Origin of the sequence: Mycolicibacterium grossiae (assembly GCF_008329645.1) — a bacterium.
GTDB classification, from domain to species: domain Bacteria; phylum Actinomycetota; class Actinomycetes; order Mycobacteriales; family Mycobacteriaceae; genus Mycobacterium; species Mycobacterium grossiae.
In genome coordinates, this window is sequence record NZ_CP043474.1 from 3,567,668 (window position 1) to 3,593,287 (window position 25,620).

The 25,620-nt window shown below is 70.7% G+C and carries 28 protein-coding genes; 12 read left to right on the forward strand and 16 right to left on the reverse strand.

What is annotated here, in order from left to right; genetic code table 11:
* Positions 1 to 4: 4 nt before the first annotated feature.
* Positions 5 to 2,011, forward strand: coding sequence for an APC family permease (locus FZ046_RS17215; protein ID WP_211372246.1), 2,007 nt, complete (start codon positions 5 to 7; stop codon positions 2,009 to 2,011).
* Positions 2,008 to 3,204: a class I SAM-dependent RNA methyltransferase gene (locus FZ046_RS17220; protein WP_070351563.1), complete on the forward strand. Its 1,197-nt coding sequence runs from the start codon at positions 2,008 to 2,010 to the stop codon at positions 3,202 to 3,204. Before FZ046_RS17215 ends, FZ046_RS17220 begins: the two co-directional genes overlap by 4 nt.
* Positions 3,205 to 3,210: 6 nt before the next feature.
* On the opposite strand, the gene nhaA is transcribed toward FZ046_RS17220, so the two are convergent.
* Positions 3,211 to 4,530 (reverse strand): Na+/H+ antiporter NhaA, encoded by a 1,320-nt coding sequence (nhaA, locus tag FZ046_RS17225; RefSeq protein ID WP_070351610.1) that lies wholly within the window; start codon positions 4,528 to 4,530, stop codon positions 3,211 to 3,213.
* 212 nt (positions 4,531 to 4,742) lie between these two features.
* On the opposite strand from nhaA, the gene dxs reads away from it, so the two are divergent.
* On the forward strand, positions 4,743 to 6,656 hold the full coding sequence (gene dxs / locus FZ046_RS17230; RefSeq protein ID WP_070351562.1) for a 1-deoxy-D-xylulose-5-phosphate synthase: 1,914 nt from the start codon (positions 4,743 to 4,745) through the stop codon (positions 6,654 to 6,656).
* On the opposite strand, the gene FZ046_RS28220 is transcribed toward dxs, so the two are convergent.
* The gene (locus FZ046_RS28220) at positions 6,589 to 6,801 is read right to left on the reverse strand and encodes a winged helix-turn-helix transcriptional regulator (RefSeq protein WP_328514927.1); all 213 of its coding nucleotides are present in this window, start codon (positions 6,799 to 6,801) and stop codon (positions 6,589 to 6,591) included. The two genes, dxs and FZ046_RS28220, sit on opposite strands and share 68 nt — an antisense overlap.
* A 49-nt stretch (positions 6,802 to 6,850) precedes the next feature.
* Here FZ046_RS28220 and FZ046_RS17240 point away from each other — a divergent pair, with 49 nt between their 5' ends.
* Positions 6,851 to 7,759, forward strand: coding sequence for an alpha/beta fold hydrolase (locus FZ046_RS17240; protein ID WP_070351609.1), 909 nt, complete (start codon positions 6,851 to 6,853; stop codon positions 7,757 to 7,759).
* A 12-nt stretch (positions 7,760 to 7,771) separates the two neighbouring features.
* Here FZ046_RS17240 and FZ046_RS17245 read toward each other — a convergent pair whose 3' ends face one another.
* Positions 7,772 to 9,100: an HRDC domain-containing protein gene (locus tag FZ046_RS17245; RefSeq protein ID WP_070351561.1), complete on the reverse strand. Its 1,329-nt coding sequence runs from the start codon at positions 9,098 to 9,100 to the stop codon at positions 7,772 to 7,774.
* Between the two features lies 1 nt (position 9,101).
* Positions 9,102 to 9,638, reverse strand: coding sequence for a DUF3000 domain-containing protein (locus tag FZ046_RS17250; RefSeq protein ID WP_246183058.1), 537 nt, complete (start codon positions 9,636 to 9,638; stop codon positions 9,102 to 9,104).
* Positions 9,639 to 9,756: 118 nt separating this feature from the next.
* Here FZ046_RS17250 and hemE point away from each other — a divergent pair, with 118 nt between their 5' ends.
* From hemE to hemQ, 3 genes are read left to right on the forward strand one after another with little or no spacing between them, the layout of a single operon-like run.
* The gene (gene hemE, locus FZ046_RS17255; RefSeq protein WP_070351559.1) at positions 9,757 to 10,806 is read left to right on the forward strand and encodes a uroporphyrinogen decarboxylase; all 1,050 of its coding nucleotides are present in this window, start codon (positions 9,757 to 9,759) and stop codon (positions 10,804 to 10,806) included.
* Entirely contained in the window at positions 10,803 to 12,164 is a 1,362-nt protein-coding gene (locus FZ046_RS17260) for a protoporphyrinogen oxidase (protein WP_070351558.1), read from the forward strand. Before hemE ends, FZ046_RS17260 begins: the two co-directional genes overlap by 4 nt.
* 24 nt (positions 12,165 to 12,188) lie before the next feature.
* Positions 12,189 to 12,881, forward strand: a complete 693-nt coding sequence (gene hemQ, locus FZ046_RS17265; protein ID WP_070351557.1) for a hydrogen peroxide-dependent heme synthase — start codon at positions 12,189 to 12,191, stop codon at positions 12,879 to 12,881.
* Positions 12,882 to 12,922: 41 nt separating this feature from the next.
* Here the strand turns inward: hemQ and FZ046_RS17270 are convergent, their stop codons facing one another.
* The 5 genes from FZ046_RS17270 to FZ046_RS17290 all read right to left on the reverse strand — a co-directional run bounded on the left by FZ046_RS17270 (position 12,923) and on the right by FZ046_RS17290 (position 17,565).
* A complete protein-coding gene (locus tag FZ046_RS17270) occupies positions 12,923 to 13,267 on the reverse strand; it encodes an ester cyclase (RefSeq protein ID WP_070351556.1) in 345 nt (114 codons plus the stop codon).
* Positions 13,268 to 13,422: 155 nt separating this feature from the next.
* Complete coding sequence (gene msrB, locus FZ046_RS17275) at positions 13,423 to 13,848, reverse strand: peptide-methionine (R)-S-oxide reductase MsrB (protein ID WP_070351555.1); 426 nt, start codon at positions 13,846 to 13,848, stop codon at positions 13,423 to 13,425.
* On the reverse strand, positions 13,845 to 15,116 hold the full coding sequence (gene aftC / locus FZ046_RS17280; RefSeq protein ID WP_070351554.1) for an arabinofuranan 3-O-arabinosyltransferase: 1,272 nt from the start codon (positions 15,114 to 15,116) through the stop codon (positions 13,845 to 13,847). Before aftC ends, msrB begins: the two co-directional genes overlap by 4 nt.
* A 35-nt stretch (positions 15,117 to 15,151) precedes the next feature.
* The gene (locus tag FZ046_RS17285) at positions 15,152 to 16,720 is read right to left on the reverse strand and encodes an alpha/beta fold hydrolase (RefSeq protein WP_070351608.1); all 1,569 of its coding nucleotides are present in this window, start codon (positions 16,718 to 16,720) and stop codon (positions 15,152 to 15,154) included.
* Between the two features lie 50 nt (positions 16,721 to 16,770).
* On the reverse strand, positions 16,771 to 17,565 hold the full coding sequence (locus FZ046_RS17290; RefSeq protein ID WP_070351553.1) for a pyrimidine reductase family protein: 795 nt from the start codon (positions 17,563 to 17,565) through the stop codon (positions 16,771 to 16,773).
* A gap of 25 nt (positions 17,566 to 17,590) precedes the next feature.
* Between FZ046_RS17290 and zapE the strand changes: the two genes are divergently transcribed.
* Entirely contained in the window at positions 17,591 to 18,652 is a 1,062-nt protein-coding gene (gene zapE, locus FZ046_RS17295) for a cell division protein ZapE (RefSeq protein WP_070351552.1), read from the forward strand.
* 7 nt (positions 18,653 to 18,659) lie between these two features.
* Here the strand turns inward: zapE and FZ046_RS17300 are convergent, their stop codons facing one another.
* The 7 genes from FZ046_RS17300 to FZ046_RS17330 all read right to left on the reverse strand — a co-directional run bounded on the left by FZ046_RS17300 (position 18,660) and on the right by FZ046_RS17330 (position 22,691).
* Complete coding sequence (locus FZ046_RS17300) at positions 18,660 to 19,190, reverse strand: GNAT family N-acetyltransferase (RefSeq protein WP_149484279.1); 531 nt, start codon at positions 19,188 to 19,190, stop codon at positions 18,660 to 18,662.
* A 2-nt stretch (positions 19,191 to 19,192) separates the two neighbouring features.
* Entirely contained in the window at positions 19,193 to 19,735 is a 543-nt protein-coding gene (locus FZ046_RS17305) for a hypothetical protein (protein WP_407664410.1), read from the reverse strand.
* Positions 19,736 to 19,810: 75 nt separating this feature from the next.
* Positions 19,811 to 20,233: a PPOX class F420-dependent oxidoreductase gene (locus tag FZ046_RS17310; RefSeq protein ID WP_070351551.1), complete on the reverse strand. Its 423-nt coding sequence runs from the start codon at positions 20,231 to 20,233 to the stop codon at positions 19,811 to 19,813.
* 28 nt (positions 20,234 to 20,261) lie between these two features.
* A complete protein-coding gene (locus tag FZ046_RS17315) occupies positions 20,262 to 20,978 on the reverse strand; it encodes a Clp protease N-terminal domain-containing protein (protein ID WP_070351550.1) in 717 nt (238 codons plus the stop codon).
* Positions 20,979 to 21,057: 79 nt separating this feature from the next.
* The gene (locus FZ046_RS17320; RefSeq protein ID WP_070351549.1) at positions 21,058 to 21,537 is read right to left on the reverse strand and encodes an SRPBCC family protein; all 480 of its coding nucleotides are present in this window, start codon (positions 21,535 to 21,537) and stop codon (positions 21,058 to 21,060) included.
* Between the two features lie 83 nt (positions 21,538 to 21,620).
* On the reverse strand, positions 21,621 to 22,322 hold the full coding sequence (locus FZ046_RS17325) for a GAF and ANTAR domain-containing protein (protein WP_246182806.1): 702 nt from the start codon (positions 22,320 to 22,322) through the stop codon (positions 21,621 to 21,623).
* Between the two features lie 33 nt (positions 22,323 to 22,355).
* On the reverse strand, positions 22,356 to 22,691 hold the full coding sequence (locus FZ046_RS17330) for an STAS domain-containing protein (protein WP_070351548.1): 336 nt from the start codon (positions 22,689 to 22,691) through the stop codon (positions 22,356 to 22,358).
* Between the two features lie 402 nt (positions 22,692 to 23,093).
* On the opposite strand from FZ046_RS17330, the gene FZ046_RS17335 reads away from it, so the two are divergent.
* The 4 genes from FZ046_RS17335 (at position 23,094) to FZ046_RS17350 (ending at position 25,601) form a co-directional block, all read left to right on the forward strand.
* Entirely contained in the window at positions 23,094 to 24,230 is a 1,137-nt protein-coding gene (locus tag FZ046_RS17335; RefSeq protein ID WP_070351547.1) for a tyrosine-type recombinase/integrase, read from the forward strand.
* Positions 24,230 to 24,661: a hypothetical protein gene (locus FZ046_RS17340; protein ID WP_070351546.1), complete on the forward strand. Its 432-nt coding sequence runs from the start codon at positions 24,230 to 24,232 to the stop codon at positions 24,659 to 24,661. Before FZ046_RS17335 ends, FZ046_RS17340 begins: the two co-directional genes overlap by 1 nt.
* Positions 24,662 to 24,787: 126 nt before the next feature.
* Entirely contained in the window at positions 24,788 to 25,051 is a 264-nt protein-coding gene (locus FZ046_RS17345) for a helix-turn-helix domain-containing protein (protein WP_083297992.1), read from the forward strand.
* A 241-nt stretch (positions 25,052 to 25,292) separates the two neighbouring features.
* Positions 25,293 to 25,601, forward strand: a complete 309-nt coding sequence (locus FZ046_RS17350; protein ID WP_070351545.1) for a DUF2742 domain-containing protein — start codon at positions 25,293 to 25,295, stop codon at positions 25,599 to 25,601.
* Positions 25,602 to 25,620 lie beyond the last annotated feature (19 nt).

Genomic DNA, 25,620 nt, shown 5'->3' on the forward strand with positions numbered 1-25,620 from the left:
ACCCTTGGCACTCGTGTCCAAGCTCTCGACCGTCGCACGCCGACTGGTGTTGGGAACCCCCTTCCGCAGTGACAAGCTGGCCCACACGTTGCTGCCCAAGCGCATCGCGTTGCCGGTGTTCGCCTCCGATGCGTTGTCGTCGGTCGCCTACGCGCCGGAGGAGATCTTCCTCGTGCTGTCGGTGGCCGGGCTGTCGGCCTACGCCCTCGCCCTGTGGATCGGCCTCGCGGTGGCGGCGGTGATGATCGTCGTGATCGCGAGCTATCGGCAGAACGTGCACGCCTACCCGTCCGGTGGTGGCGACTACGAGGTCGTCACCACCAACCTGGGTCCGACCGCGGGGTTGACGGTGGCCAGCGCGCTGATGGTCGACTACGTGCTGACCGTCGCGGTGTCGATGTCCTCGGCGATGTCCAACATCGGTTCGGCGGTGCCGTTCATCGGTCAGCACAAGGTGTGGTTCGCCGTCGTGGTGATCCTGCTGCTGGCGTCGCTGAACCTGCGCGGCATCCGCGAGTCCGGCACCGCGTTCGCCGTGCCGACCTACGCCTTCATGGTCGGCATGTTCATCATGCTGGGCTGGGGCTTCTTCCAGATCGAGATCCTCGGTGAGCCGCTGCGGGCCGAGTCGGCCGGCTTCGAGATGCACACCGAGCACGGCGACGTGCTGGGCTTCGCGCTCGTCTTCCTGGTGGCCCGGGCGTTCTCGTCCGGATCGGCGGCGTTGACGGGGGTCGAGGCGATCAGCAACGGCGTGCCGGCGTTCCGCAAGCCGAAGTCCCGCAACGCCGCCTCCACGCTGCTGCTGCTGGGCGGCATCTCGGTCACCCTGCTGCTGGGCATCATCATGCTGGCCAAGGAGACCGGCGTGCAGATCGCCGAGCGGCCACGCGAGCAGCTGATCGGCGCGCCCGCGGACTACGAGCAGAAGACGCTGATCGCCCAGCTCGCCGACGCGGTGTTCCACGACTTCCCGCTGGGCCTGTTCCTCATCGCGCTCGTCACCGCGCTCATCCTGATGCTGGCGGCCAACACCGCCTTCAACGGCTTCCCGGTGCTCGGGTCGATCCTCGCCCAAGACAGCTTCCTGCCCCACCAGCTGCGCACCCGCGGGGACCGGCTGGCGTTCTCCAACGGCATCCTGTTCCTGGCCTTCGCGGCGATCGCGTTCGTGGTGGCGTTCCAGGCCGAGGTGACCGCGCTCATCCAGCTGTACATCGTCGGGGTGTTCGTGTCGTTCACGTTCAGCCAGGTCGGCATGGTGCGGCACTGGACGCGGCTGCTGCGGGTGGAGACCGACGCCGTGGAGCGTGGCCGCATGAAGCGGTCCCGTGTCATCAACTCGGTGGGCTGCGTGTGCACCGGCACCGTGCTCGTCGTCGTCATCGTCACCAAGTTCGCCGCGGGAGCGTGGATCGCGATCCTCGCGATGGGCGCCCTGTTCGTGCTGATGAAGATGATCCACAAGCACTACGCCACCGTCCGGCGCGAGCTGGCCGACGCCGACGCCGAGGCGGGTGACGACGTGGTGCTGCCCAGCCGCAACCACGCGATCGTGCTGGTGTCCAGCGTCGCGCTGCCCACCAAGCGGGCGCTGGCCTACGCCCGCGCCACCCGGCCCGACGAGCTGGAGGCCATCCACGTCAGCATCGACGACGGCGAGGCCCGCGAGCTGAAGACGCGGTGGGAGGAGTCCGACTTCCCGCTGCCGCTCAAGATCGTCGCATCGCCCTACCGCGACATCACCCGGCCGGTGCTCGACTACGTCAAGCGCATCACGCGCGACGCGCCGCGCACCGTCGTCACCATCTTCATCCCGGAGTACGTGGTGGGGCACTGGTGGGAACAGGTGCTGCACAACCAGAGTGCGCTGCGGCTCAAGGGCAGGCTGCTGTTCGAACCGCAGGTGATGGTCACGTCGGTGCCGTATCAGCTGAACTCCTCGGAGCGGCTGAAGGACATGGCACCCAAGTCGGCGCCCGGCGACGCGCGCCGGGGCTTCCTCGAGTGAGCGGCACCGTCCTCGAGCTGACCGTCGGCTCGCCGGCGAACGGCGGCAGCTGCGTCGCCCGCGAGGAGGGCGGCCGCGTGGTGTTCGTCCGCGGCGCCCTGCCCGGCGAGCGGGTGCGCGCCCGCATCACCGACGAGCGCGCCAAGCACTGGCACGCCGTGACCGTCGAGGTCCTCGACGCGTCACCCGACCGCGTCCCGTCGCTCTGCCCGATCGCCGGGGAGCACGGTTCCGGGTGCTGCGATTTGGCCTTCGCCGCACCGGCGGCGGCGCGCCGGCTCAAGGCCGACGTGGTGGCCAACCAGCTCGGCCGGCTCGGCGGCGTCACTTGGTCCGGTGCCGGCGAGCCGGTCGACGACGCCGGTCCCACCGGGTGGCGCACCCGGGTGCGGCTCGCGACGACGCCCGACGGCCGGGCAGGCTTCCACCGCTACCACAGCGACGAGCTGGTCACCGACCTGCGGTGTGCGCAGGTGCCGGCCGGCCTGCTCGACGGCATCGCCGAGCAGCGCTGGCCGGGCGGCGCGGAGATCCACGTCGTCGCCGACGACGACGGCGTCCGGCACGTCGTGCGAACCGGTCCGCGCACCGGCCGGTCGACGGCGCCCACGCAGGTCGTCGAGGGGGCCTACGAGGCGGTGCAGCGCGTGCGCGACCGCGTATGGCGCGTCCCGGTGACGGCGTTCTGGCAGGCGCACCGCGGGGCGGCCGCGCTGTACAGCGACCTGGTCGAGCGCTACGCCGCGGTGGCCCCGGGCATGACGGCGTGGGACCTCTACGGCGGGGCCGGCGTGTTCGCGGCCGTGCTGGCCGCCGGCGCCGGCCCGACAGGCCACGTGCTCACCGTCGACACCTCGCGCGGCTCGGCCCGGGCCGCGCGCAGCGCTCTCGCCGACCTGGACGGGGTGGAGGTCGTCACCGATTCGGTGCGCCGCGCGCTCTCCGGCCGCACCGAGCGGCCCGACGTCGCGGTGCTGGACCCGCCGCGCACCGGCGCCGGCCGCGAGGTGATCGATGCGCTCGCCGCCACCGGCGTGCCGCGCATCGTCCACATCGGTTGCGAGGCAGCGTCCTTCGCGCGCGACGTCGGGCTGTACCTCGGCCACGGCTACGAGGTGGCGGACCTGCGGGTGTTCGACTCGTTCCCGCTGACCCACCACGTGGAGTGTCTGGCGGTGCTCACCCGGTCCTGACGGTGGTCAGGACGGCCGCTGGTAGACGTCGGGGACGCCGTCGCGGTCGACGTCGAGGGACTCCTGCTCGCAGACGATCCGGTAGTGCCGGTTGCGCAGCCGCAGCAGGATCGACGCGAGCACCGCCGCGAGCAGCGATCCGGTCAGCACGCCGATCTTGACGTGGTCGTCGCGCACCGAGTGCGAACCGTAGGCCAGTTCGCCGATCAGCAGCGAGACCGTGAAGCCGATGCCGGCCAGCATCGCCATGCCCACGACGTCGATCCACCGCAGCGCGTCGTCGAGGGCGGCGCGGGTGCACTTCGAGAGCACCCACGTCGTCGCGGTGATCCCGACGGTCTTGCCGACGACCAGGCCGGCGACGATGCCGAGGGCGATGGGGTCGGTCAGCGCACTGATGAGCCCGTCGAGCCCGCCGACGGTCACCCCGGCGGCGAAGAACGCGAACACCGGCACGGCGACGCCGGCGGAGATCGGTCGGATGCGGTGTTCGAAGTGTTCGGCGAGTCCCGGTCCGGCCTCCGGACCACCGGCGGCCTGGCTGCGCAGCACCGGCACGGTGAAGCCCAGCAGCACTCCGGCCACGGTGGCGTGCACCCCGGATTCGTGCACCAGCGCCCACGTGGCCGCGGCGAGCGGCAGCAGCAGCCACCACGACCGGATGCGTCGTTGCACGCACAGCGCGAACAGCGCCAGCGGGATGACGGCCAGCCCGAGGGCCACCGCGTCGATGTCCTCGGTGTAGAAGACCGCGATCACGGTGATGGCCAGCAGGTCGTCGACCACGGCCAGCGTGAGCAGGAAGGTGCGCAGCGCCGCGGGCAGGTGGGTGGAGATGACGGCCAGGATGGCGACGGCGAACGCGATGTCGGTCGCGGTCGGGATGGCCCACCCGCGCAGGGCGCCGTCGCCCGCGGTCACGGTGAACGCCACGAAGATCAGCGCGGGCACCACCATGCCGCCGACGGCCGCCGCGATCGGCAGCGCGGCGCGGGCGGGATCGCGCAGGTCCCCGGCGACGAACTCGCGTTTGAGTTCCAGGCCCACCACGAAGAAGAAGATGGCGAGCAACCCGTCGGCCGCCCACGTCGCCAGCGTGAGGTCCAGGTGCAGACCGAACACGTCGGCGCCGACGTGGGTGTCGGCGAGCGCCTGGTAGGCGGGCGCCCACGGCGAGTTGGCCCACACCAGCGCGGCCACGGCACCGGCGATGAGCAGCATGCCCCCGACGGTCTCCTTGCGGAGGATGTCGGAGATCCGCGACGTCTCCGTCCAGGAGCCCCTGCTGAAGAGCAGGCGGGGGTGTGGTCGACGGTCATCGGGCATGGTGGCCACCTCAACGGGATCTACGGCATGGGTCATCACTCGCCGACCAGACTTCCCGGCACACCGTGGGTCAGTCTAATGTCACACCGCGATCCGCGGCTCGCGGGGGGAACGTCTTGACGTGCGGCGATGAGCGTGCATGACGCGGGTTTCGCGGCCGCGGGCAACGTCCGAAGAGGCTGGCCCGGGCGGTCCGTGCGTAAACTGGCGGGATGCTCGAACAGGTCCGCGGCCCCGCCGATCTGCAACACCTGACGCAGGCGCAGATGGGCGAACTCGCCACCGAGATCCGCGAGTTCCTCATCCACAAGGTCGCCGCGACGGGTGGGCACCTCGGCCCCAACCTCGGCGTCGTCGAGTTGACCCTGGCACTGCACCGGGTGTTCGACTCGCCGCACGACCCCATCATCTTCGACACCGGTCACCAGTCCTACGTGCACAAGATGCTCACCGGGCGGTGCGCCGACTTCGACAACCTCCGCAAGAAGGACGGGCTGTCCGGCTACCCGTCGCGGGCGGAGAGCGAGCACGACTGGGTCGAGTCCAGTCACGCCAGCACCGCGCTGTCCTACGCCGACGGGCTGGCGAAGGCCTTCGAACTCAGCGGGCACCGCAACCGACACGTCGTGGCCGTGGTCGGTGACGGCGCGCTCACCGGCGGCATGTGCTGGGAGGCGCTGAACAACATCGCCGCGTCCAAGCGGCCCGTCGTCATCGTCGTCAACGACAACGGCCGCAGCTACGCCCCGACGATCGGCGGGCTGGCCGATCACCTGGCCGGGCTGCGGCTGCAGCCGGGCTACGAGAAGCTGCTCGAGCGGGGCCGCGACACCGTGCGCGGCGTCCCGCTGATCGGCGAACTCTGCTACCAGTGCATGCACAGCGTGAAGGCCGGCATCAAGGACGCGCTCGCCCCGCAGGTGATGTTCACCGACCTGGGGCTGAAGTACGTCGGCCCGATCGACGGGCACGACGAGCACGCCGTCGAGGTGGCGCTGCGCAACGCGCGCGGCTTCAACGCCCCGGTGGTCGTGCACGTCGTCACCCGCAAGGGCAAGGGTTTCGGGCCCGCGGAGGCCGACGTCGAGGAGATGATGCACTCGACCGGCATCATCGATCCGCTGACCGGCCTGTCGACGTCGGTGGCCGCCCCGGGATGGACGTCGGTGTTCTCCGACGAACTCATCAAGCGGGCCGCCAAGCGCCGCGACGTCGTCGCGATCACCGCCGCCATGCCCGGGCCGACCGGTCTGAGCGCGTTCCGGGAGCGCTTCCCGGACCGGTTCTTCGACGTGGGCATCGCCGAGCAGCATGCGCTGACGTCGGCGGCCGGGCTCGCCATGGGTGGCATGCATCCCGTGGTGGCCATCTACTCCACTTTCATCAACCGCGCCTTCGACCAGGTGATGATGGACGTTGCGCTGCACCGGCTTCCGGTGACGATGGTGCTCGACCGCGCCGGGGTGACCGGCCCGGACGGCGCCAGCCACAACGGCATCTGGGACATGTCGCTGCTCGGGATCGTGCCCGGCATCCGGATCGCCGCGCCGCGCGACGCCGCCCGGCTGCGCGAGGAACTCGGCGAGGCGCTGGCGGTCAAGGACGGCCCCACCGTCCTGCGGTTCCCGAAGGGCGCCGTCGGCGAGGACGTGCCGGCGATCGAGCGGCGCGGGGGCATCGACGTCCTCGCCGAACCCGCCGACGGGACGACTGGCGACGTGCTGCTGGTGGCCGTGGGCCCCTTCGCGTCGATGGCGCTGTCGGTCGCCGAGCGGCTGCGCGTGCAGGGCATCGGCGTCACCGTGGTCGATCCGCGGTGGGTGCTCCCCGTGCCGGACGCGATCGTCGAGACGGCCCGTACGCACAAGCTCGTGGTCACCGTCGAGGACAACGGCGTGCACGGCGGCATCGGATCGTCGGTCTCGGCGGCGCTGCGCCGGGCCGAGGTGGACGTGCCGTGCCGCGACGTCGGCATGCCGCAGGAGTTCCAGGACCATGCCTCGCGCACCGAGGTGCTCACCGCGGTCGGGCTGACCGATCAGAACGTCGCCCGGCAGATCACCGGCTGGGTGGCGGCGCTGGCGAGCACCGTCGGCGAGCCGGCGGTGTCGGACACCCTCGACTGACGGGTCGCAGCGCCATCAGGACGGGGTAGAGGTCGTGGCCCTTCTGCGTCAGTCGGTACTCGTGTCGGGTCCGCTGGGCGTCGCGGTACGGCCGGCGTTCCAGGACGCCGAGGTCGACGAGGCGGCGCAACCGGTCGGTGAGCACCGCGCGGCCGAGGTCGAGAATGGTGTGGAAGCCCAGCTACGCTCGCGCCATGGATGCCGCCCTCGCGCGCTGGAAGGCCTCGGGCCAGTACCTCGACTACCTCGGCTTCGACGTGTTCTACCGAGTCGACGGGCCGCCGCTGGGCCGGGCGCCGGTGCTGCTGGCGATCCACGGCTACCCGTTCAACTCCTTCGACTGGTCGCTCGTCTGGCCGGCGCTGACCGAGCGCTTCACCGTGATCGCCGCGGACCTGCTGGGGCTGGGCTTCTCGGACAAGCCGTCGGCCTACCGGTACTCGGTCACCGACCACGCCGACGCGCAGGAGGCGCTGCTGCGCCACCTCGGGGTTTCCGAATGTCACGTCCTCGCCCACGATCTCGGTGACTCGGTGGCCCAGGAGCTGCTGGCCCGCCACGAGTTCGGCGACTGGTCGCTGCGCCCGGTCGGCTTCACGTCGATCACGTGGCTGAACGGCGGGCTGTTCAACGAGGCGTACACCCCGCGGCTGCTGCAGAAGGCCATGTCGGGAACGCCGCTGGGCGACGTCCTGAGTCGCGCGCAGGGCACCCGGTTGTCGCGGCGTCTGCTGGAGCGCACGCTCGACGAACTGTTCGGCGTCGACGCCAAGCCGACGCCCGAGGACCTCGAGCGGTTCCACCAGATCCTCGACGTCAACGATGGCAAGCGCGTCCTGCACCAGGTGGGTCGCTTCCTCGACGATCGCTACCGGCACCGCAACCGGTGGGTGCGGGCGATGCGCGAGACGAGCGTGCCGATGCGTCTGATCGACGGACCCGCCGACCCGAATTCCGGTGCGCACATGGCGACGCGGTACGCCGAGGTGATTCCGGACGCCGACGTCGTGCTGCTCGCCGACGGCGTGTCGCACTGGCCGCAGCTCGAGGCGCCCGAGGACGTGGTGCGCCACTTCTTCGACCACGTCGACCGGGCCGGCTGAACCCGGGCGCGGCTACTCCGGTGCGGCGGCGTCCGCGGTCGCGATGAGGGCGTCGGTGAGCACCGGCACGGTCAGTTCACGTTGCCACGGCCGGGCGCCGGCCGCGCTCAGGAACCCCTCGACCGCGGGCCGCACCTCCGCGTCGTCGGCCGGGGGTTCCCAGTCCCAGCACAGTCGACGGACGGTGTCGGGGGTCAGCAGGTTCTCCGCGGGCACCGAAAGACGTTGCGAGAGTTCGCTGATGCCCTTGCGTGCCGCCTCGAGGCGGACTGCGGCCTCGGGCTTGCGCCGCGACCACCGCGCGGCCGGCGGGGGACCGGTCGACGGCTCGGACGACGACGGCAGGTCATCGGTGCGCCGCGCCCGGGCGAGCGCGTCGAGCCACACCTGGGCGCTGCGCCGCTGCCGCCCGCCGCCGAAGATAGGCAGCGCGGTCAGGCCCTCCACGGTATCGGGATTCGTGGTGGCCGCGTTGATGATCGCCGCATCGGGCAGGATGCGGCCGGGCGCGATGTCACGGCGCTGCGCGATGCCGTCGCGGGTGGTCCAGAGTTCGCGCACCGCGGCCAGCGTCCGCGGGTCGCGCACCTTGTGGATGCCCGACGTGCGCCGCCAGCGGTCCCGTCGCGTCGGCTGCGGCACGAATGTGCGCAAGTGCTCGAATTCCTGTGCGGCCCATTCGGTCTTGCCCTGCTCGGCCAGCGCGGCGGCGACGGCGTCGCGCAGTTCCAGCAGCATCTCGACGTCCAGGGCGGCGTAGTTCAGCCACTCCGGCGGCAGCGGGCGCTTCGACCAGTCGGCGGCGCCGTGCCCCTTGGTCAGCTGCAGGCCCAGCAGGCGCTCCACCATCGCGGCCAGGTTCACCCGCTCGAAGCCCGCGAGCCGGCCGCCGAGTTCGGTGTCGTACAGCCGCGGCGGCGTCATGCCCAGCTCGGCGAGGCAGGGGAGGTCCTGGTCGGCGGCGTGCAGCACCCACTCGTCGGTGGCGAGCACCCGGGCGACCGGCGCCATGACGGTCAGCGAGTCGCCGCCGTGGTTGACCGGGTCGATCAGCACCGTGCCCGCCCCGGCCCGGCGGATCTGGACCAGGTAGGCGCGGTTGGAGTAGCGGAACCCCGAGGCGCGCTCGGCGTCGATCGCGAACGGGCCGTGGCCGCCGGCAAGGAACTCCGCCGCCCTGGCGATGTCGCTGGGGTAGCTCGCGACGGGCGGCACGCCCTCGGCGGGCGCGAGTAGGGGAACGGCCTCGACGTCGGACCCGGCGTCGGACTCGACCTCGGCGGCCGGGTCGTCGGTGCGTGCCGGGTCGTCGGTGACCGGCTCTGGCGAGGCGTCGGTCATGTCACGCGCGCGTACGGGAACCCAGGTCGGTGATCCCCGCGGGAGGAAGGCCTGCGGCGTGCTCGAGCACCTCGCAGAACGCGTGGACGTGGGGTCCCAGCACCAGGTCGGTCGCCGTCCAGGACGCCCGCAGCTCTAACTGGTGGGCTCGCGGCGGTCCGGAGATGTCGCCGTAGCGCACGGACGTGGTGGCGGTGACGGTGCCGCCGAGCGCGGTGACGCCGTCGGCGTTGACGTTCAGCGCGTCGACCAGCCAGCTCCACGCCACCTCGGGCAGCAGCGGGTCGACGGCCTCCTGGGAGTCCAGGTCGGCCTGGATGTAGGCCACCAGCCGCATGGTGCCGTCCCAGGCCTCGGCACCCTCGGGGTCGTGCAGCAGGATGAGCCGGCCGAATGCGTCGCCCTCGGAGCGTTCCGGCACGATCGCGGTCTCGGGGTGGCGCACCTCGGCGCCCAGCGCGTAGCTGAAGGGCGCCAGCCGCTGCGGCGGCCGGATGGGCCCGAGTTCGATCTCCGGCCGCACCGTCGCGGCGTTCATTGCCGCGACGGCTTCGCGGAATGGAGCCGGTTCGGCAGACGTCACGTCGTCTGACGCTAGCCGAATCCCCCTGGTGGCGGCGCAGGCGCGCCGAAGGGACGTGGCAGCATGGTTGGCGATGAACACTCGCCGTGACCTGCCCGACTCCCCGTATCTCGCCGCGGCGAGCGGTCGCCGGCCCCACCGCGTGCCCGTCTGGTTCATGCGCCAGGCCGGGCGTTCGCTGCCCGAATACCGCGCGCTGCGGGCCAAGAACACCATGATGCAGGCGTGTTTCGACGCCGAGCTGATCTGCGAGATCACGCTTCAGCCGGTGCGCAGGCACGGCGTCGACGCGGCGATCCTGTTCTCCGACATCGTCGTTCCGCTGCGGGCGGCCGGGATCGGGCTCGACATCGTGCCCGACGTCGGCCCGGTGATCGAACACCCGATCCGCACGCCGGCGGACGTGGCCGGCATCGGCGCCCTCGACCTGGGCGAGGTCGCCCCGGTGTCCGACGCGATCGGCATGCTCGTCGGCGCGCTGGGGGAGGTGCCGCTGATCGGCTTCGCCGGGGCACCGTTCACGCTGGCGTCCTACCTGGTGGAGGGCGGTCCGAGCCGCAACCACGAGCACACCAAGGCCATGATGCTCGGCGAGCCCGATACCTGGCACGCGCTGATGGGCCGGCTCACCGACGTCACGATCGGGTTCCTGCGCGCGCAGCTCGAGGCCGGCGTCGACGCCATTCAGCTCTTCGACTCCTGGGCGGGCACCCTGTCGCTGGCCGACTACCGCCGCTTCGTCCTGCCGCACAGCGCGCGCGTGTTCGGTGAGTTGGCGTCCTACGGGGTGCCGATGACGCACTTCGGCGTCGGCACCGCCGAACTGCTCGGCGCGATGGGCGAGGCGGGCGCCTCGGTGGTGGGCGTGGACTGGCGGACGTCGCTGACCGACGCGGTGCCGCGGGTCGGTCCCGGCAAGGCGCTGCAGGGCAACCTCGACCCGGTGGTCCTGCTCGCCGGCTGGCCGGCGGTCGAGCGGGCGGTGCGCGACGTCGTCGCCGACGGCCGCCGCGCGGTCGAGGCCGGCGCCACCGGCCACGTCTTCAACCTCGGGCACGGCGTGCTGCCCGCCACCGACCCGGACATCGTCACCGACGCCGTGGCCCTGGTGCACTCGTTGTGACGTCGCGGTTCTGCGTCGTCGGCGGCGGGATCTCCGGTCTCGCGGCCGCCTACCGGCTGCGCGCGACGCTGGGTCCGGACGCGTCGATCACGCTCTTCGATCCCGCCGACCGCCTCGGCGGGGTGCTACGCACCGAGACGGTCGGCGGGCAGTGGGTCGACGTCGGCGCCGAGGCCTTCGTGGCGCGCAGGCCCGAGGTGCCGGCGCTGCTCGCCGAGCTGGGGCTCGGTGCCCGGCAGGTCGGCACTACGGGGGTGCGTCCGCTGATCTTCGCCGGCGGCCGGCTGCACCCGATGCCGACGGGCACCCTGCAGGGCATTCCGGCCCAGGCGGCCTCGATGGCCGGACTCGTCGACGACGCCACGGTGGCGTGGATCGCCGACGAACCCCGGCGGCGCCTGCCGTGGCGGCCCGGCGCCGACCCCTCGGTCGCCGAGCTGGTCGCCGACCGGTTCGGGTCCCAGGTCGTGGCCCGGTCGGTGGACCCGCTGCTGTCCGGCGTGTACGCCGGGTCGGCGGCGACGATCGGCGTGCGCTCGGCGGTGCCGCCGCTGGCCGCTGCGCTCGACCGCGGCGCCCCGAGCCTGACCGAGGCCGTGCGCCGAACCGTTCCCGCGCCGACGGGCGCCTCGGTGTTCGGCGCGCTGGACGGCGGCTACCGGGTGCTCGTCGACGAACTCGCGCGCCGCGCCGCGTTCCGGTGGGCGCACGTCGGCGTGCAGCGCATCGACCGTGCCGGCGACGGCTGGAACCTCGTCGACGACGACGGCGGGCAGTGGGCCGCCGACGCCGTCGTCCTGGCGGTGCCCGCGCCGCGGCTGGCCCGGCTGGTGGAGGGCGTCGCGCCGCGTACTGCGGCCGCGGCACGCCGGATCCCCGTCGCCTCCAGCGCGCTGGTGGTGCTGGCGCTGCCCGGCGGTACGCCGCTGCCGCAGCAGTCCGGCGTGCTGATGGCCACCGGTGAGCGCCGCAACGCCAAGGCGATCACGCTGACGTCGCGCAAGTGGGGCCGCGGCGGCAACGTCGAACTGGTCCGGCTGTCGTTCGGCCGCTACGGAGACACGTTGGCGCGCAACGTGGGTGACGAGGACCTGCTGGCCTGGGCGGCCGAGGACCTCGACGCGCTGTTCGGCGTGCGGACAGACCCCGTGGACTGCCGGGTGCAGCGCTGGATCGACGCGCTGCCGCAGTACGGGCCGGGCCACGCCGCGCTGGTGGCCGAGCTGCGGGCCGGGCTGCCGCCGACGCTGGCGGTGGCGGGCGGCTACCTCGACGGCATCGGCGTCCCGGCGTGCGTCGGGTCGGGGACCCGGGCGGCGCTCGCCGTGGCGGGGGACACGGCACCACCGCGGCGCTGACCGCCCGCGTGGCACCATGGGGGCATGGCCAAGCTGGACTACGACGCCCTCAACTCGATGACCCGCTACATGATGATCTCGGTGTTCGCGGTGACCCCCGAGGCGCTCGGTGAGGAGCGCTCGGCGCTGGTCGACGAGACGGCGACCTTCCTCAAGCAGCAGGAGGACGGCGGCGTGGTGGTCCGCGGCCTGTACGACGTCGCCGGCTTCCGCGCCGACGCCGACTTCATGCTGTGGACGCACGCCGAGCGCGTCGAGGACCTGCAGCGCACCTACCGCGACTTCCGCCGCACCACACTCGGATTGGCGAGCGAACCGGTGTGGAGCGTGGTCGCACTGCACCGGCCCGCGGAGTTCAACAAGAGCCACGTCCCGGCGTTCATCGCGGGCGAGGCGCCCGGGGACTACGTCTGCGTCTACCCGTTCGTCCGGTCGCTGGAGTGGTATCTGCTGCCCGACGACGAGCGCCGCAAGATGCTCGTCGAGCACGGCATGGCGGGCCGCGAGTATCCCGACGTGCGGGCCAACACCGTGCCGGCGTTCGCGCTCGGCGACTACGAGTGGATCCTCGCCTTCGAGGGCCCCGACCTCGGCCGCATCGTCGAGCTGATGTGGAAGCTGCGCTACGCCGACGCCCGCCGCCACGTCCGCGAGGAGACCCCGTTCTTCACCGGTCCGCGCGTCTCGGTCGAGGACCTGCTGGCCCGCCTGCCCTGACCTTCGCCGAACTCTGAGCCTCGGCGGAGGAGACGCGGCGGTCAGGCCGTCGAGGTGCCGGTCCAATACTCGACGAACCGCTCGCCGTCGATCCGCAGAATGTCGTTGCCGTAGAACACCGTTGGGCCTTGATCGGTGTTTCCGCGGCCGACCCAACGCGCGGCGAGCAGGTCATCGTCGACCAAGGGTTCTATCTCGATCGCAAACGTCAGATCAGACACCATCTCGTGAGTCGCGGTGATCATGCCCTGCAGTCCGTCGGGGCCGTGGACGTCATGGCCGGGCCAATGCCCAACGAACTGGGCGCTGACGAACTCCGCGGCGGGGGCCCGGCCCGCCCATAGCTCGTCGATCCATCGCCGATAGAGCACACGCGGATCGGTCAACGGTCTTCCCCCGTTCGAACGTTGGTCAGCTCAGCTGAACTGCAGCACGGCGATGCTGGGTCCGTGACGGCGCCACCACCGACGCTCCCTGGGTGGGCCCGCACGTAGGCAGCGGTGGCCGCATCGAAAGCCAGTGCTCGCAGTGCCGGGCCAGGTCAGGTGCCCGCAGGCACCAGCGTCAGCGAGATCGAGTTGATGCAGTACCGCTGGTCGGTCGGCGTCGGGTAACCCTCGCCCTCGAAGACGTGCCCGAGGTGGCTGTGGCAGTTGGCGCAGACGACCTCGACGCGGCGCATGCCGAGCGAGTCGTCGGCGCGCAGGATTACCGCGTCGGAGTTGGCCGGGTCGAAGAACGACGGCCAGCCGCAATGGGATTCGAACTTCTCGGTGCTGCGGAACAGCTCGGCGCCACACGCGCGGCACTGGTACACGCCCTCGGTCGTGGTGTCGGTGTACTCGCCGGTGAACGGCCGCTCGGTGCCGGCCTGACGCAGCACCGCGAACTCCGCGGGGCTGAGCTTCTCGCGCCACTGGTCGTCGGTCAGCGCGACGTTGGGCGTCGCTTCGCCTGCTGAGGTCATGTCTTCACGCTAGCGCGGGGTGCGGCGTCCGTCATCCACGGCGGGTCGATGCCGCGATCGAGGCGGCCGTCGGCCTTGGCGTCGAGGTAGCGGAAGTACAGCACGCAGAAGACGACGATCATCATGAGCGACCACCCGTAGGTGATCTTGGCGTATTCGAGGAACCGGCCGGTGGTCGGCCAGTGCACCAGCAGCCACCGGTCCATCGTCATGAATCCGTAGATCGCCAGCCACGCCGGCCAGTTGCGGATCGTCGAGTTGGGCAGCACGACGGTCATCAGGAACGGGAACAGCATCATCGAGTAGTAGCCCTGGCCCAGCGAGAGCACCAGGAACGACGTGATGAGCAGGACGCCCGAGGACGTCAGCATCCAGAACAGCGGGTCGCGTACTCGGTAGTACCGGTACAGCAGGTACAGGCTCGCCACCGCCAGCAGCGCGAAGGCAACGCGCAGCACCACGATCAGCCACGGCGGCAGCCCGTAGTAGACACCGTTGCCCTCGATCGAGCTGTTGAAGTAGTCGCGGGTGCTCAGGATGTACGGAATGGTGCGGCGCACGAAGTTCATCGGGTCCGACACCAGCGGCCACGCCGCCGCGTTGAACAGCAGCGGGACGCCGAACGCCGTCACCAGTGGGCGCCACTGCCGGTTGAGCACCGGCAGCAGCAGCAGGGGCGCCAGCGACGGTTTGACCACCAGGGTCAGGCCGATCGCGACGCCCGCCAGCCACTCGTGGTTGCGCTTGCCGTCGAGCAGCCACCGGAAGAACAGCACTTCCATGAACAGGATGCAGCCGTTGATGTTGGTGAACACCAGCGTGTTGGTCACCGATTCGGTGCAGAACATCGCCAGCACGAGGGCCGGGGCGGCCACCGAGGCGATCGACAGCTTGAACAGCCGCAGCAGGAAGTAGGCGGCCAGCAGGATCGCGAGGGTGTTGAAGGTGATGAACCAGTAGCGCGACGCGTCGACCGGCAGGTAGCCGAACGGGGCCAGGAGCAGCGTGCCGCCGGGCGGGTAGAGGTAGTGCGGGTCGACGTAGTCGAAGTGCTCGTTGTAGATGTCCCAGCCGAGCTTGAAGTTGACGACGGCGCGGTAGACGGGCCCGAAGTCGTCGGTGATGTAGCCGTTGGTCGCCAGGACGTAGGTGCGGTGGACCACCGACACCAGCGCCAGCGGCCACAGCACGGAACGCAGCACGGTGCTGACGCTCGGCGGGTGGGTGCGGGGGGAGAACGCGCGCAGAAGGGAGTCGGTCACCGCCACGAGCGAACCCTACAACGACGCCGGAGACGTCCCGGCTAGGCGGGGCAGTACGTGTCGGTGCCTGGGAGCGCACCGCTGGCCAGGTACGACAGCGCCGGAGCCAGCGAGCACGACGAGAAGATCGCGGCGCCATGGCCGATGCCCTGCCAGATGACGCGGCGGTTCGCCGCTCCGGCGTTGATGATGCTCGCGGCGACCGCGGCCACGCCCTCGTTGCCGGTGATCGGGTCGTTCTGCACGCCGAGCAGCAGCACCGGCACCTGCAGTCCCTTCGGTTCCTGTGGCGGCGTGCTGCTGGGCCAGTTGAGGCAGTCGACGAGGTTCAGCGCGCCGACCCGGCCGAACTGCGGGTACAGCCGGTCCCACGCGACGACGAGTTCCCGCACCCGGTCCGGGGTGGGCCGGTTGAGCGCGTCGCTGCAGGAGTTGACGAACTGGCCGTCGGTGCGACGCAGCGTCTCGGCCTGCGAGATGAGGTCGGTGAGTGCGGCGGTGTCGCCGCTGCGGGCCGACGCGAGCGCCCCGGCCACGGCGTTGGTGGACGCGGTCCGGTCGCCGCGGGGGAAGGCCAGCGCCGTGGAGATGGCATCGGCGAGCACCGCTTCCGACGCTCCGGCCGGACCCCGCCCCTCGCGGGCGGCGGTCAAAAGTGCGCCGACGGCGCCCTTGGGGTCGGGCCCCAGCGGGCAGGCGGTGGCGACGCACTGCGCGGCGAAGGCGTCGAGCGCGGCCTGCTGGCCCTTGATCCGCTGTTCGGCGGCGGTCTCGGCGCCGATGGCCAGGGGCAGCGGCGAATCGAGGATGAGCCGGGACACCTTGTTGGGGTGCGACGCGGCGTAGGCGAGGGCCACCTGCGCACCGTTGCCGACGCCGAGCAGCGCCAGCGTCGGCACGTCCCAGGTGCTGCGCAGCTTCTCCAGGTCCTCGGCGGCGTGCGCGTTGTCGTAGGCGGAGTCGCCGGGGGCGATGGTGTCGGTGCAACTGGTGGTCGCGGTCTGCACGATGGCGCCGAGGTTGGCCACCGGGTCGTCGCCGGACTCGAACTGCGCCTGGTCGAGCATCTCCTGGCGGTCGAACAGGTCGCGACAGTCCAGGGCGCCGGACCCGCCGGTGCCGCGGCGGTCGACGGCGACGATCGGGTTGGTCTTGAGCACGTCGGTTCCGTTGCGCGCCAACCAGACCGGAAGCTGAGCGGACGACGGCAGGTCGGTGCCGGTGGTCATCACGAGCGGTCCGGCGTCCGACGGGGTGCCGACCGTGCGGGCCTGCACGACGCCGATGCTCAGGTTGCCGGTGGCCCCGTTGATGGAGTCGAGAGCGGCGTCGTACTCGGCGCACTGCAGGCTGACGCCCTGCGGGGCCGGTACCCCGGCGGCGCCGAACAACCTGCTGGTGCAGTCACGCCAGGCCAGGTCGTTCTTCGGGACCTCGACCGGCGGCGGCCCCTTGGGCGCCTCGGTCTGCTGCGGTTGGCCCTGCGGGTGCGCGCCCGAGTCGGTCGCGAAGCGGGGATTGGCGGCGAGGATCGGCGCGCAGCCGGCCAGGGCGGCCGAGGTGACCATGGCGAGGCACGCGGCCTTGAGCAGCTGACGACGCCGACGCATGGTGACCACAGTAGCGATCACCCGGGTCCTGCCGGCGGCGCGGCGGGGAGTCAGTCGGCCCTGACGTAGCGGCTGTAGAGGAAGCCCTGCGGGTCGGTCAGCAGGTGGGTGCGGCGCATCCGGGTGTGCGCCTCGCCGGTTCCGCCGGCGATGCGCCGCGCGTTGCCCGCGACGAGGATCGGCGCGATCGTCACGCACAGTTCGTCGAGCAGGTCGGATTCGATGAACAGGCCGAGCAGGCTGGGGCCGCCCTCGGTGAGCACGCGCCGCAGTCCGCGGTCGGCGAGGATCTGCAGCGTACGGGCGAGGTCGACGCGGTCGGGCTGGGCGCCGGAGGCATCGATCACCTCGGCGGCGTCGCCGAACCGGTGGGTGGCGTCGTCGACGGTCTCGCGGCAGGTGATGATCAGCGGCGGCACCTCGGAGCGGGTGAAGAGCTTCGCGTCGTGCTCCAGGTCGGCGTGGTGGGTGACCACGGCGATCGGCGGCACCTCGGCTTGGCCGCGGGCCTGCCGTGCCTGCCGCGCGGTCGCCGACATCTGCGCCCCGGAGTAGTTCTCGATCCGGACCGTCGAGGCGCCGACGACGATCACGTCGGCCTCCTGACGCATCCGGTGGAACACCGCCCGGTCACCGGGACCGGCGAGGCCGCCGGAGGTGCCGTCGTCGGTGGCGGCGCCGTCCAGGCTGGCGAGCATGTTGGCCCGCACGTAGCACCGCGTCAGGTCCGCCGGGTAGGAGTAGTAGGCGGCGAGACGGTCGGCGTCGTCGGTGTCGAACGCCGAGCCGACGGCACCCAGCTCCGTGAGTTCTGTCGCAGCGTCGGCCTCGGGCACGGGGACCATTGCAACACGTCGATAGGGTGCCTGCATGCATGGGGCTTCGCCTACAGATCCCGCCGGGCCGTCGGGGACGGTCACGCATCTGACCGACCGGCATCCGACCGTCACCCCGGAGCGGCTCGTCGCCGGGCTGGTGCCGCCCCCGACGTTCGCCGACGTGTCGTTCGACAACTACCGTCCCGACCCGGCGGAGCCGTCGCAAGCGGCGGCGGTCGAGTCCTGCCGGACGTTCTGCGACGACGCGGTCCGGCGCCGTGCGGGCAAGAAGAAGCTCTTCGGCAAGCGCGAGGTGCTGCCCGGGGTGGGGGTCTATCTGGACGGCGGGTTCGGCGTCGGCAAGACCCACCTGCTGGCGTCGACGTACTACCGGCTGGCGGGCGCGCAGGCCGGGCCCGCGGCGTTCGCGACGTTCGGCGAATTGACTCAACTGGCAGGCGTTTTCGGCTTCGTCGAGTGCATCGAGCTGCTGTCGGAGTACGTCGTGGTGTGCATCGACGAATTCGAACTCGACGACCCGGGCAACACGACGCTGATCTCGCGGCTGCTGTCCGCGCTCGTCGAGCGGGGTGTGTCGATCGCGGCGACGTCCAACACGCTGCCCGAGCAGCTCGGCGAGGGCCGCTTCGCCGCCCAGGACTTCCTGCGCGAGATCAACACGCTGGCGCAGATGTTCACCACGGTGCGCATCGAGGGCCCGGACTACCGGCACCGCGACCTGCCGCCGGCCCCCGAACCGCCAGGCGACGACGAGGTCCGTGCCCGGGCCGCGGACACCCCGGGTGCGACGCTCGACGACTTCGACGCGCTGTGCGCACACCTGGCGACCATGCATCCGTCGCGCTACCTGGCGCTCATCGAGGGCGTCACGGAGGTGTTCGTCACCGGCGTACACCCCATCGAGGATCAGAGCGTGGCGCTGCGCCTGGTGTCGCTGACCGACCGGCTGTACGACGCCGGCATCCCGGTGGTCGCCTCCGGCGCCAAGCTCGACACCGTCTTCAGCGACGAGATGCTCGCCGGCGGGTTCCGGAAGAAGTACCTGCGCGCGACGTCGCGCCTGTTGGCGCTGACGCACGCCGGCCAGGCCTGAGGCACCGCTACAGCGGCCGCACCATCACGTAGTCGCTCTCCACGCCGTCGCCGAGGCGGAACGTCTTGGTGCCGCTGACGGTGAAGCCGTGCTTGCCGTAGAAGCGTTGCGCACGGGCGTTCTCCTGGTTGACGCCGAGCCAGACCGCTGTGGCTCCGCGCTCGCGGGCCGCGTCCAGGGCGGCGGTCATGAGCGCGGACGCGGCGCCCGCGCCGTGCGCGTCGGGGTCGACGTACATCTTGGACAGTTCGGCGGCGGGCCGGGTGAGCACGGCGCGCTGGACGTCGGGGTCGTCGACGACGCCGTCGATCAGCATCGCGTACCCCACCACGCGGCCGGCGTCGCGGGCCACGAGCACGTCGCGGGTGGGATCGGCGACGTAGGCGGCGAAACGCGCCGGGGAGAGGTGTTCGGCGATGAACGCGGCGACGTTGTCAGCTGTCGCCGACGGCGGGCAGGCCAGCGGGAACGTGCGGGCGGCGACGTCGGCCAGGCCCGGAAGGTCGGCGTCGGTGGCCGCGGTGACGACCGGGGTCATGCTCAGGGCAGCGGCGCGCCGGGCTGCCAGATGTTCCACTGCGCCAGGTGTTCTCCGGTCTTCGGGTCCAGCAGCACCACGTTGGTCACCAGCGCGCGGTACACCTGCCAGTACACCGCGCCGTTCACGGTCGAGCCGGACGGCGCGTTCTGCAGCGAGTACTGCAGTGCGTCGGGCGCGTCGGTGTTCTTCGGCTGATAGGCGTCGCCGTAGGGGGTGACGCCGTTGAACGAGAAGCCGAGGGACTGGGCGAACGGCGCGGGCGTCTTGATCGTGTGGACGGTGACGTTGGCGCGCCACGGGCCGCCCTCGTTGCGCCACCGCGGCGAGCCGGTCGGTGCATAGCCGGGCGGCGGGTCGGTGGGCAGCACGTCGTGCACGGTCACGTCGGCGACGATGCCCTTGTAGTCGACCCGCAGCGTGTCGCCGAGGTTGCCGATCGGGTTGATGTCCGCGGTGGCGGGCGGCGCGCCGGTGAGTCCCGCGAGGGCGGCCACCGCCGTGACGGCGCCGAGCCAGCGTCCAACGCGTCGTCGCATCGTCATCGCCCCATCACTCCCATCGTGTGCTGCCTCGCATGATGGCACACCGCGGAAGTGGGGAGGTCGGGTTCTCCGGTGTCAGTCGGCCCAGGGGCCGTGGCCGCCCACCTTGTCGACGTGGATGCGGGTGAGCAGGCCGGCGGGAGCGTTCGGCGGCGGGAAGTGTTCGCTGGAACCGAGCATCGTCTCGGCCAGCGACGTCAGCAGCTCGGGTGCACCACCCTCCTCGATGCGCGCGGTGCCGTGGATCGACAGGTACTTGCGTTGCTGGCCGGGTTCCGGGTCGGCGAGGATCGTCAGCACCACGCGTGGGTCGCGGCGGACGTTGCGCGTCTTCTGGTACTCGGAGAGGTGGGCGCTCACGATCTCGTCGCCGCTGGGCGTCGATTCCAGGGCGACCCAGACGACGGACACCTGGGGGCTGCCGTCGGGGTTGAGGGTGACGAGGGTGGCGTCGGCGCCGTCGCCGATCAGCGCGCGGGCGGAATCCACGAGTTTCATGATCGTTCCCAACGTGCGCGGCCCGCGTTCATTCCCGGGTCGTCGCGACGAGCGCGTCGAGCGCCGTGCGCAGAGCGGCTTCGATGCGGGTCTTGTCCACGCCGAGGGTGTGCAGCGGACCGGTGTCCGGCTCGGCCTCGAGCAGGGCGAGCAGAACGTGCTCGGTGCCGATGTAGTCGTGTCCCAGCCGAAGTGCCTCGCGGAAGGTCAGTTCGAGGACCTTCTTGGCGGGGCCGTTGAACGGGATCAGTTCGTGGCGGGCACCGGTCGCCGGCGGGAGGCTGACCGCGCCGCGGACCCGTTCGGGAGTGGCGCCGGCGTCGGCCAGCAGCCGGAACGCCAGCGAGTCGGCGTCGCCGAGGAGGCCGAGCAGCAGGTGATCCGGCGTGATCTCGAGGTTCTCGGCGGCACGCGCGATGTCCTGCGCGTCGACGATCATCTGCCGGGCCCGCGGGGTGAAGCGCGCGAACCCCTCGTTCGGATTGATCGGCGTGGTGTCGGCCTTGGGGACGAAGCGCTTCTGTGCGGCCTGCTTGGTGACGCCCATGCAGGCGCCGATATCGGTCCAGGAGGCACCCGATCGGCGTGCCTGGTCGACGAAGTGGCCGATCAGGTGGTCGGCGACCTCGCCGAGCGCCTCCGCGGCGAGGACGGCGTCGGTCAGCTGCTCGAGGGGCTCCTCGTGGGCACGCTTGATGATGTCGATGAGGTCGTCGAGGCGGACCGGATGCGTGATGTCGGGCATGCGTCAACCATAAGTTGACGGCAGCGCGACGTCAACCGTCGGTTGACGGCCCGGAGCCTCGGCGCGGCCCGCGCCGCCGTCAGCCTCGCGGATAGCCCCGCCGGACCGTGCGGTCGAGGATGCCGAGCGTCCCGCGTAACGCGGTTTCGGAGATGACCGGGAAGATGCCGGCGTCACGCCAGTGCTGGTCGATGTCGCTCCAGTCGTAGTACGACGTGACCAGGGTGCCGCCGGTGCCGTCCGGTTCGAGCCGGTAGCCGTAGACGTGGCCGATCTGGGGCTTGATCTGCCCGACGATCGTCCACGCGATGAGCCGGTCCTTCTCGTAGTCGGTGATGGTGACGGTCACGTCGTACTTGCCGAGCGGGAAGTCGTTGAGCGCCTCGCGGTCCATGTGCACCACGAAGCTGTCCCCGGCGGCCGTCACGGGCTCGCCGTCGGCGTCCTGCAGCATGCCGGTGGCGTCGATGGCGACGTGGCCCTGGGGGTCGCACAGTAGGGCGAAGACGTCCGCGGGCGGGGCGGCGATGGGGCGCTGGACTTCGATCCGGTCGGTCATGTCTCGATCGTTGCAGCACCGCCGGGCGGCGGTGCCGCGAATGCCGATGACGGACCAATGAATTCGACGCGGTCGCCGCGCCGCTACGACGATTGGGGCAACGTCGCCTCGAAGTCGCTCACCAGGACCCGGGCCACCTCGGGAAGCTTGACGTTGGTGTCCTGCGACGCCTTGACGAGGACGGCGAAGGCCTGCAGCCCGGTCAGCTTGTCGCGGTGCATGAGGATGCCCTTGGCCTGCCCGATGAGGTCGCGGCTGGCGACGGCGCGCTGCAACTGCTCCTCGGCGGCGGCACCGGCGATGGCGACTGCGGCGTGCTGGGCGAAGATCTCCCCGACGGCGACGGACTCCTCGGTGAAGAGGTCCGGACTGGGGCCGTAGAGGGTGAGCGCGCCGAAGGTCTCCCCTTCGACGAAGAGCCGGAACGACACCAGCGACCGCACGCCCAGCTCCCGGGCCCGCTCGGTGAAGCGGGGGAAGCGGTCCTCGACCTCGAGGTCGCGCACGACGACCGATTCGTGGTCGCGCAGCGCGGTGACGGCGGGCCCCTCGCCGGTCTCGGACTGGAAGGCGTCGAGTTCCTTGGCGATGGCGTCGCTGGGAGCCTCGCTCGTCACGGTGCGACGGTGCACCAGGGCGATGCCGCCCCAGCTGATCCCGGGCAGGATGTCGATCGCGGCGGCGACGATGGTGCGCAACAACGACGCCGAGTCGACGTCGGCCTGCATCTGGATGGCGAGGTCACCGAGAACGGTGGCCAGCTCCGTACGAGACTGCGATTCCACGACGAACAGGATATGGAGTGAATCCGACAGCGCTCACGCCGAGGGCGGGCCGCCGATGAGGGCGGCCATCGCCTCGTTCGCGGTGGCGTACAGCGGCACGTAGTCGTCCACCCCGGTGATCTGGATCGGTCTGCTGGTGGCCGGGCCGTCCGCCACCACGGCGAGCCGGGTCCCCGACCCGGCCAGCCGGTGGGCGTTGACGAGCACTTCGAGTCCGGCCGACGCCAGGAACTCGACGCCGGTCAGGTCGATGAGGACGGCGGCCGGCTCACCGGCGAGGACGTCGCGGACCGCGACGTGCACGTCGGGCGCCGTGAGCATGTCGATCACGCCGGTGATGGCGACGACCATGACGCCATCGGTGGTCATGACGGAGATCCGGGCCTGCGGGGCCCGGGGGCGATCCTGGGGGAACAACGCGGAGGTACCTGCGCTTCGAGACGGAGATCGGGCACGGTCGTCGTGGGCGGCCGAATTCACCCTGACCGGTCGAGATCGTCGCATGCCGGAGGTGGGTGGCGACACTCAGGCCGGACAATCTGCGTTGTCGTCAGCGCCGGGCGGGCGTACCAACCGCCAACGCGTGCGAAAGGTGGTGCGCGATACTGGGATTGAACCAGTCTCAGTCGAGTTGCTCTACACTGTTGCTGACCTGGACAGAAAAGCCTTCTACCAGGCGACATGCCGAACAGTAACAGTGCGCAGACATACGCACAAGTATGCAGACCTACGCTTTAATGTGGTGCATATGTGGTGCAAAGGGGATCGACAGTGACGAGAACGCGACGCAGCTTCGGGCGACTCCGGCAGTTTCGCTCAGGGCGGTGGAAGGCGTCCTACACCGGGCCTGACGGCCTCCTGTACGAAGCGCCGATCACGTTCGCGCTGAAGCAAGACGGCGAAGCGTGGCTGACCGACCGGCGCCGCGAAATCGACCGCGAATTGTGGTCGCCGGCCAGCGGACAGGAGGACCGGCCCAACGCATTCTTCGCCGACTACGCCACAGAGTGGATCAACCGCCGAACGGTGCGGGGAAGGCCCCTGAAGGATCGCACCGCCGAGCACTATCGAAAGCTCCTCCACCAGCACATCCTGGGCACCTTCGGTCACGTGACGGTACGCGCCATCACTCCCGAGGCGGTCCGAAAGTGGTACAGCACTTGCGCAGTCGGCGCACCAGTCATGCGGGCGCACGCCTATTCGCTGCTGTCGACGATCATGTCGACCGCAGCGTCCGAGGGCATCGCCGACCAGAACCCCTGCACCATCTCCGGTGCCGGGAACACCGAGCGGCGGGTGAAGATCAAGCCGGCCACGCTCGGCGAACTCGAGACGATCGTCAACGCGATGCCCGACCGCCTCAAGCTGATGGTCCTGCTCGCCGCCTGGGGCGCCATGCGGTTCGGCGAACTGGCCGAACTGCGCCGCCGTGACATCGACGGCGCCACCATCCGCGTGCGCCGCGGCGTCGTGCGAGCTGGCGGCGAGATGCGCGTCACGACACCCAAGAGCGCGGCAGGGGCACGCGACATCGCGGTGCCGCCGCACCTCCTCCCCGTGATCGAACAACACCTCCGAGACCACACCGGGCCGGGCAAGGACGCACTGCTGTTCCCCGCCGCCGGCGGCGGACACATGCAGCCGTCCTCGTTGTACGGCTACTACTACGCCGCCCGCGACGCGGCGAAGCGCCCAGACCTCCGCTTCCACGACCTCAGACACACGGGCGCGGTCCTGGCCGCGCAGACCGGCGCCACCCTAGCCGAACTGATGGGCAGGCTCGGTCACTCGACAGTCAGCGCGGCTATGCGTTACCAGCACGTGGCCGCCGGCCGCGACCAGCAGATCGCGGCTGCGCTGTCCGACTTCGCGCAGCGACACGCCGCCACGCCCGAGGCAACACTCTGATGGCGGACAACAGGCAATTCATCACGATCTACTGCGACGACCCCAGCCACACACCCGAACCCGTCGGGAAGCTCCTGCTCGCCCCAGTCGGTGCCCCGCCGCAAGCAGCGCTGAACCGGCAGATCGAACTCAAGCGACGGCCCGGAGTCTTCCTCGTCACCATGATGTGGCGGTTCAGAAACTCCGAAAACTGGCTCGAGGACGTGAGATTGGTGTCCGGTCTCGCGCGCGGGAACGGCGGACTGCAATGGGTCAACGACGGCGGCGGCCAGCCCAGCCGGCGGCGCTACAGGCTCAAATGTGGCTCATGCCCACTCAGACCGACGTACAACGAGCCGGGATTCTCGAACAAGCTGAGCGATATGGCCGCAGCTGGCGTCGTGGCAGTCTCATTGAGGGGATTGATCGACGCCGACACGCGGACACGCTGACTCATGACTACCTAAGAGCGCGTCTGCACATCAACGTGTAACGTTCGGGCTGCTGACATCGGCGACCGTTCCGACCAGCGCCACCTCCCAGCTGAGGGCTAAGTTCCTCATGCCTCGGGAGTTCCAATGGCACCAACGCGAAAGAAGTCGCCGTCCGCGGCGCAACCATCCGCCACCAACAGGCGGACTCGGCGACCTTCGGAAGAGATTCGGCCGGCATACCTCGGAATACCTGAAGCCGCAGCCTATCTCGACGTTCACAAGAGCACGATCAGACGAGCCATCACGGCCAATCGACTGCCCGCCTACCGCATCGGCAACCGCATCATCAAGGTGAAAATCGCCGACCTCGACGCGATGCTTACTCCACTGCGGGGTGACGTGGCGTGATCACCGAAAAGAGAATCCGCCCGGCGGGGAACCGGACGGATTCGAAGTCCACGGCGGCGGACCACCCGAGTCTAGCTCAGCGGCATGCGTCTCCGTTCGCTGTGCCTTGCCGGTACTGCCAAGCAGAGCCATACCGGAAGTGCCACAACCGGATTACCGCAAGGGCGATCCGGAAGCAGGCGTACCACCCCTGCCGCGGAGTCGACGCCCAACGTCCACGCCGTCACCTCGAGGTCGTCCGATGACCGCCCCAGGAAGCCAGCAAGTCGCCTGGCTGGAGGTCCACGATTTCGTGCTGGCGAAGGTCGCGGACGTGCCCTGTTGGCCCGCCGCCGGGACCGTCGAGTGGTGCCAACTCCGGGCGGATGATCCCCGCAAGATCGCTGCCGTGCTCGAGGCCGGCGTGCACTGGTCCCTCCGAGTCGACACCGAGCAAGAAGCCCGTGCCCATGCGTCACGGGACATCAGCACGGCAGCTGACTGGAGCGCCATCGCCCGCCGCACGCTGCAGGGCCGCGGCACCGCCTACATCCCCAGGAAGACAGCATGACGACCCCACGACTACTCGA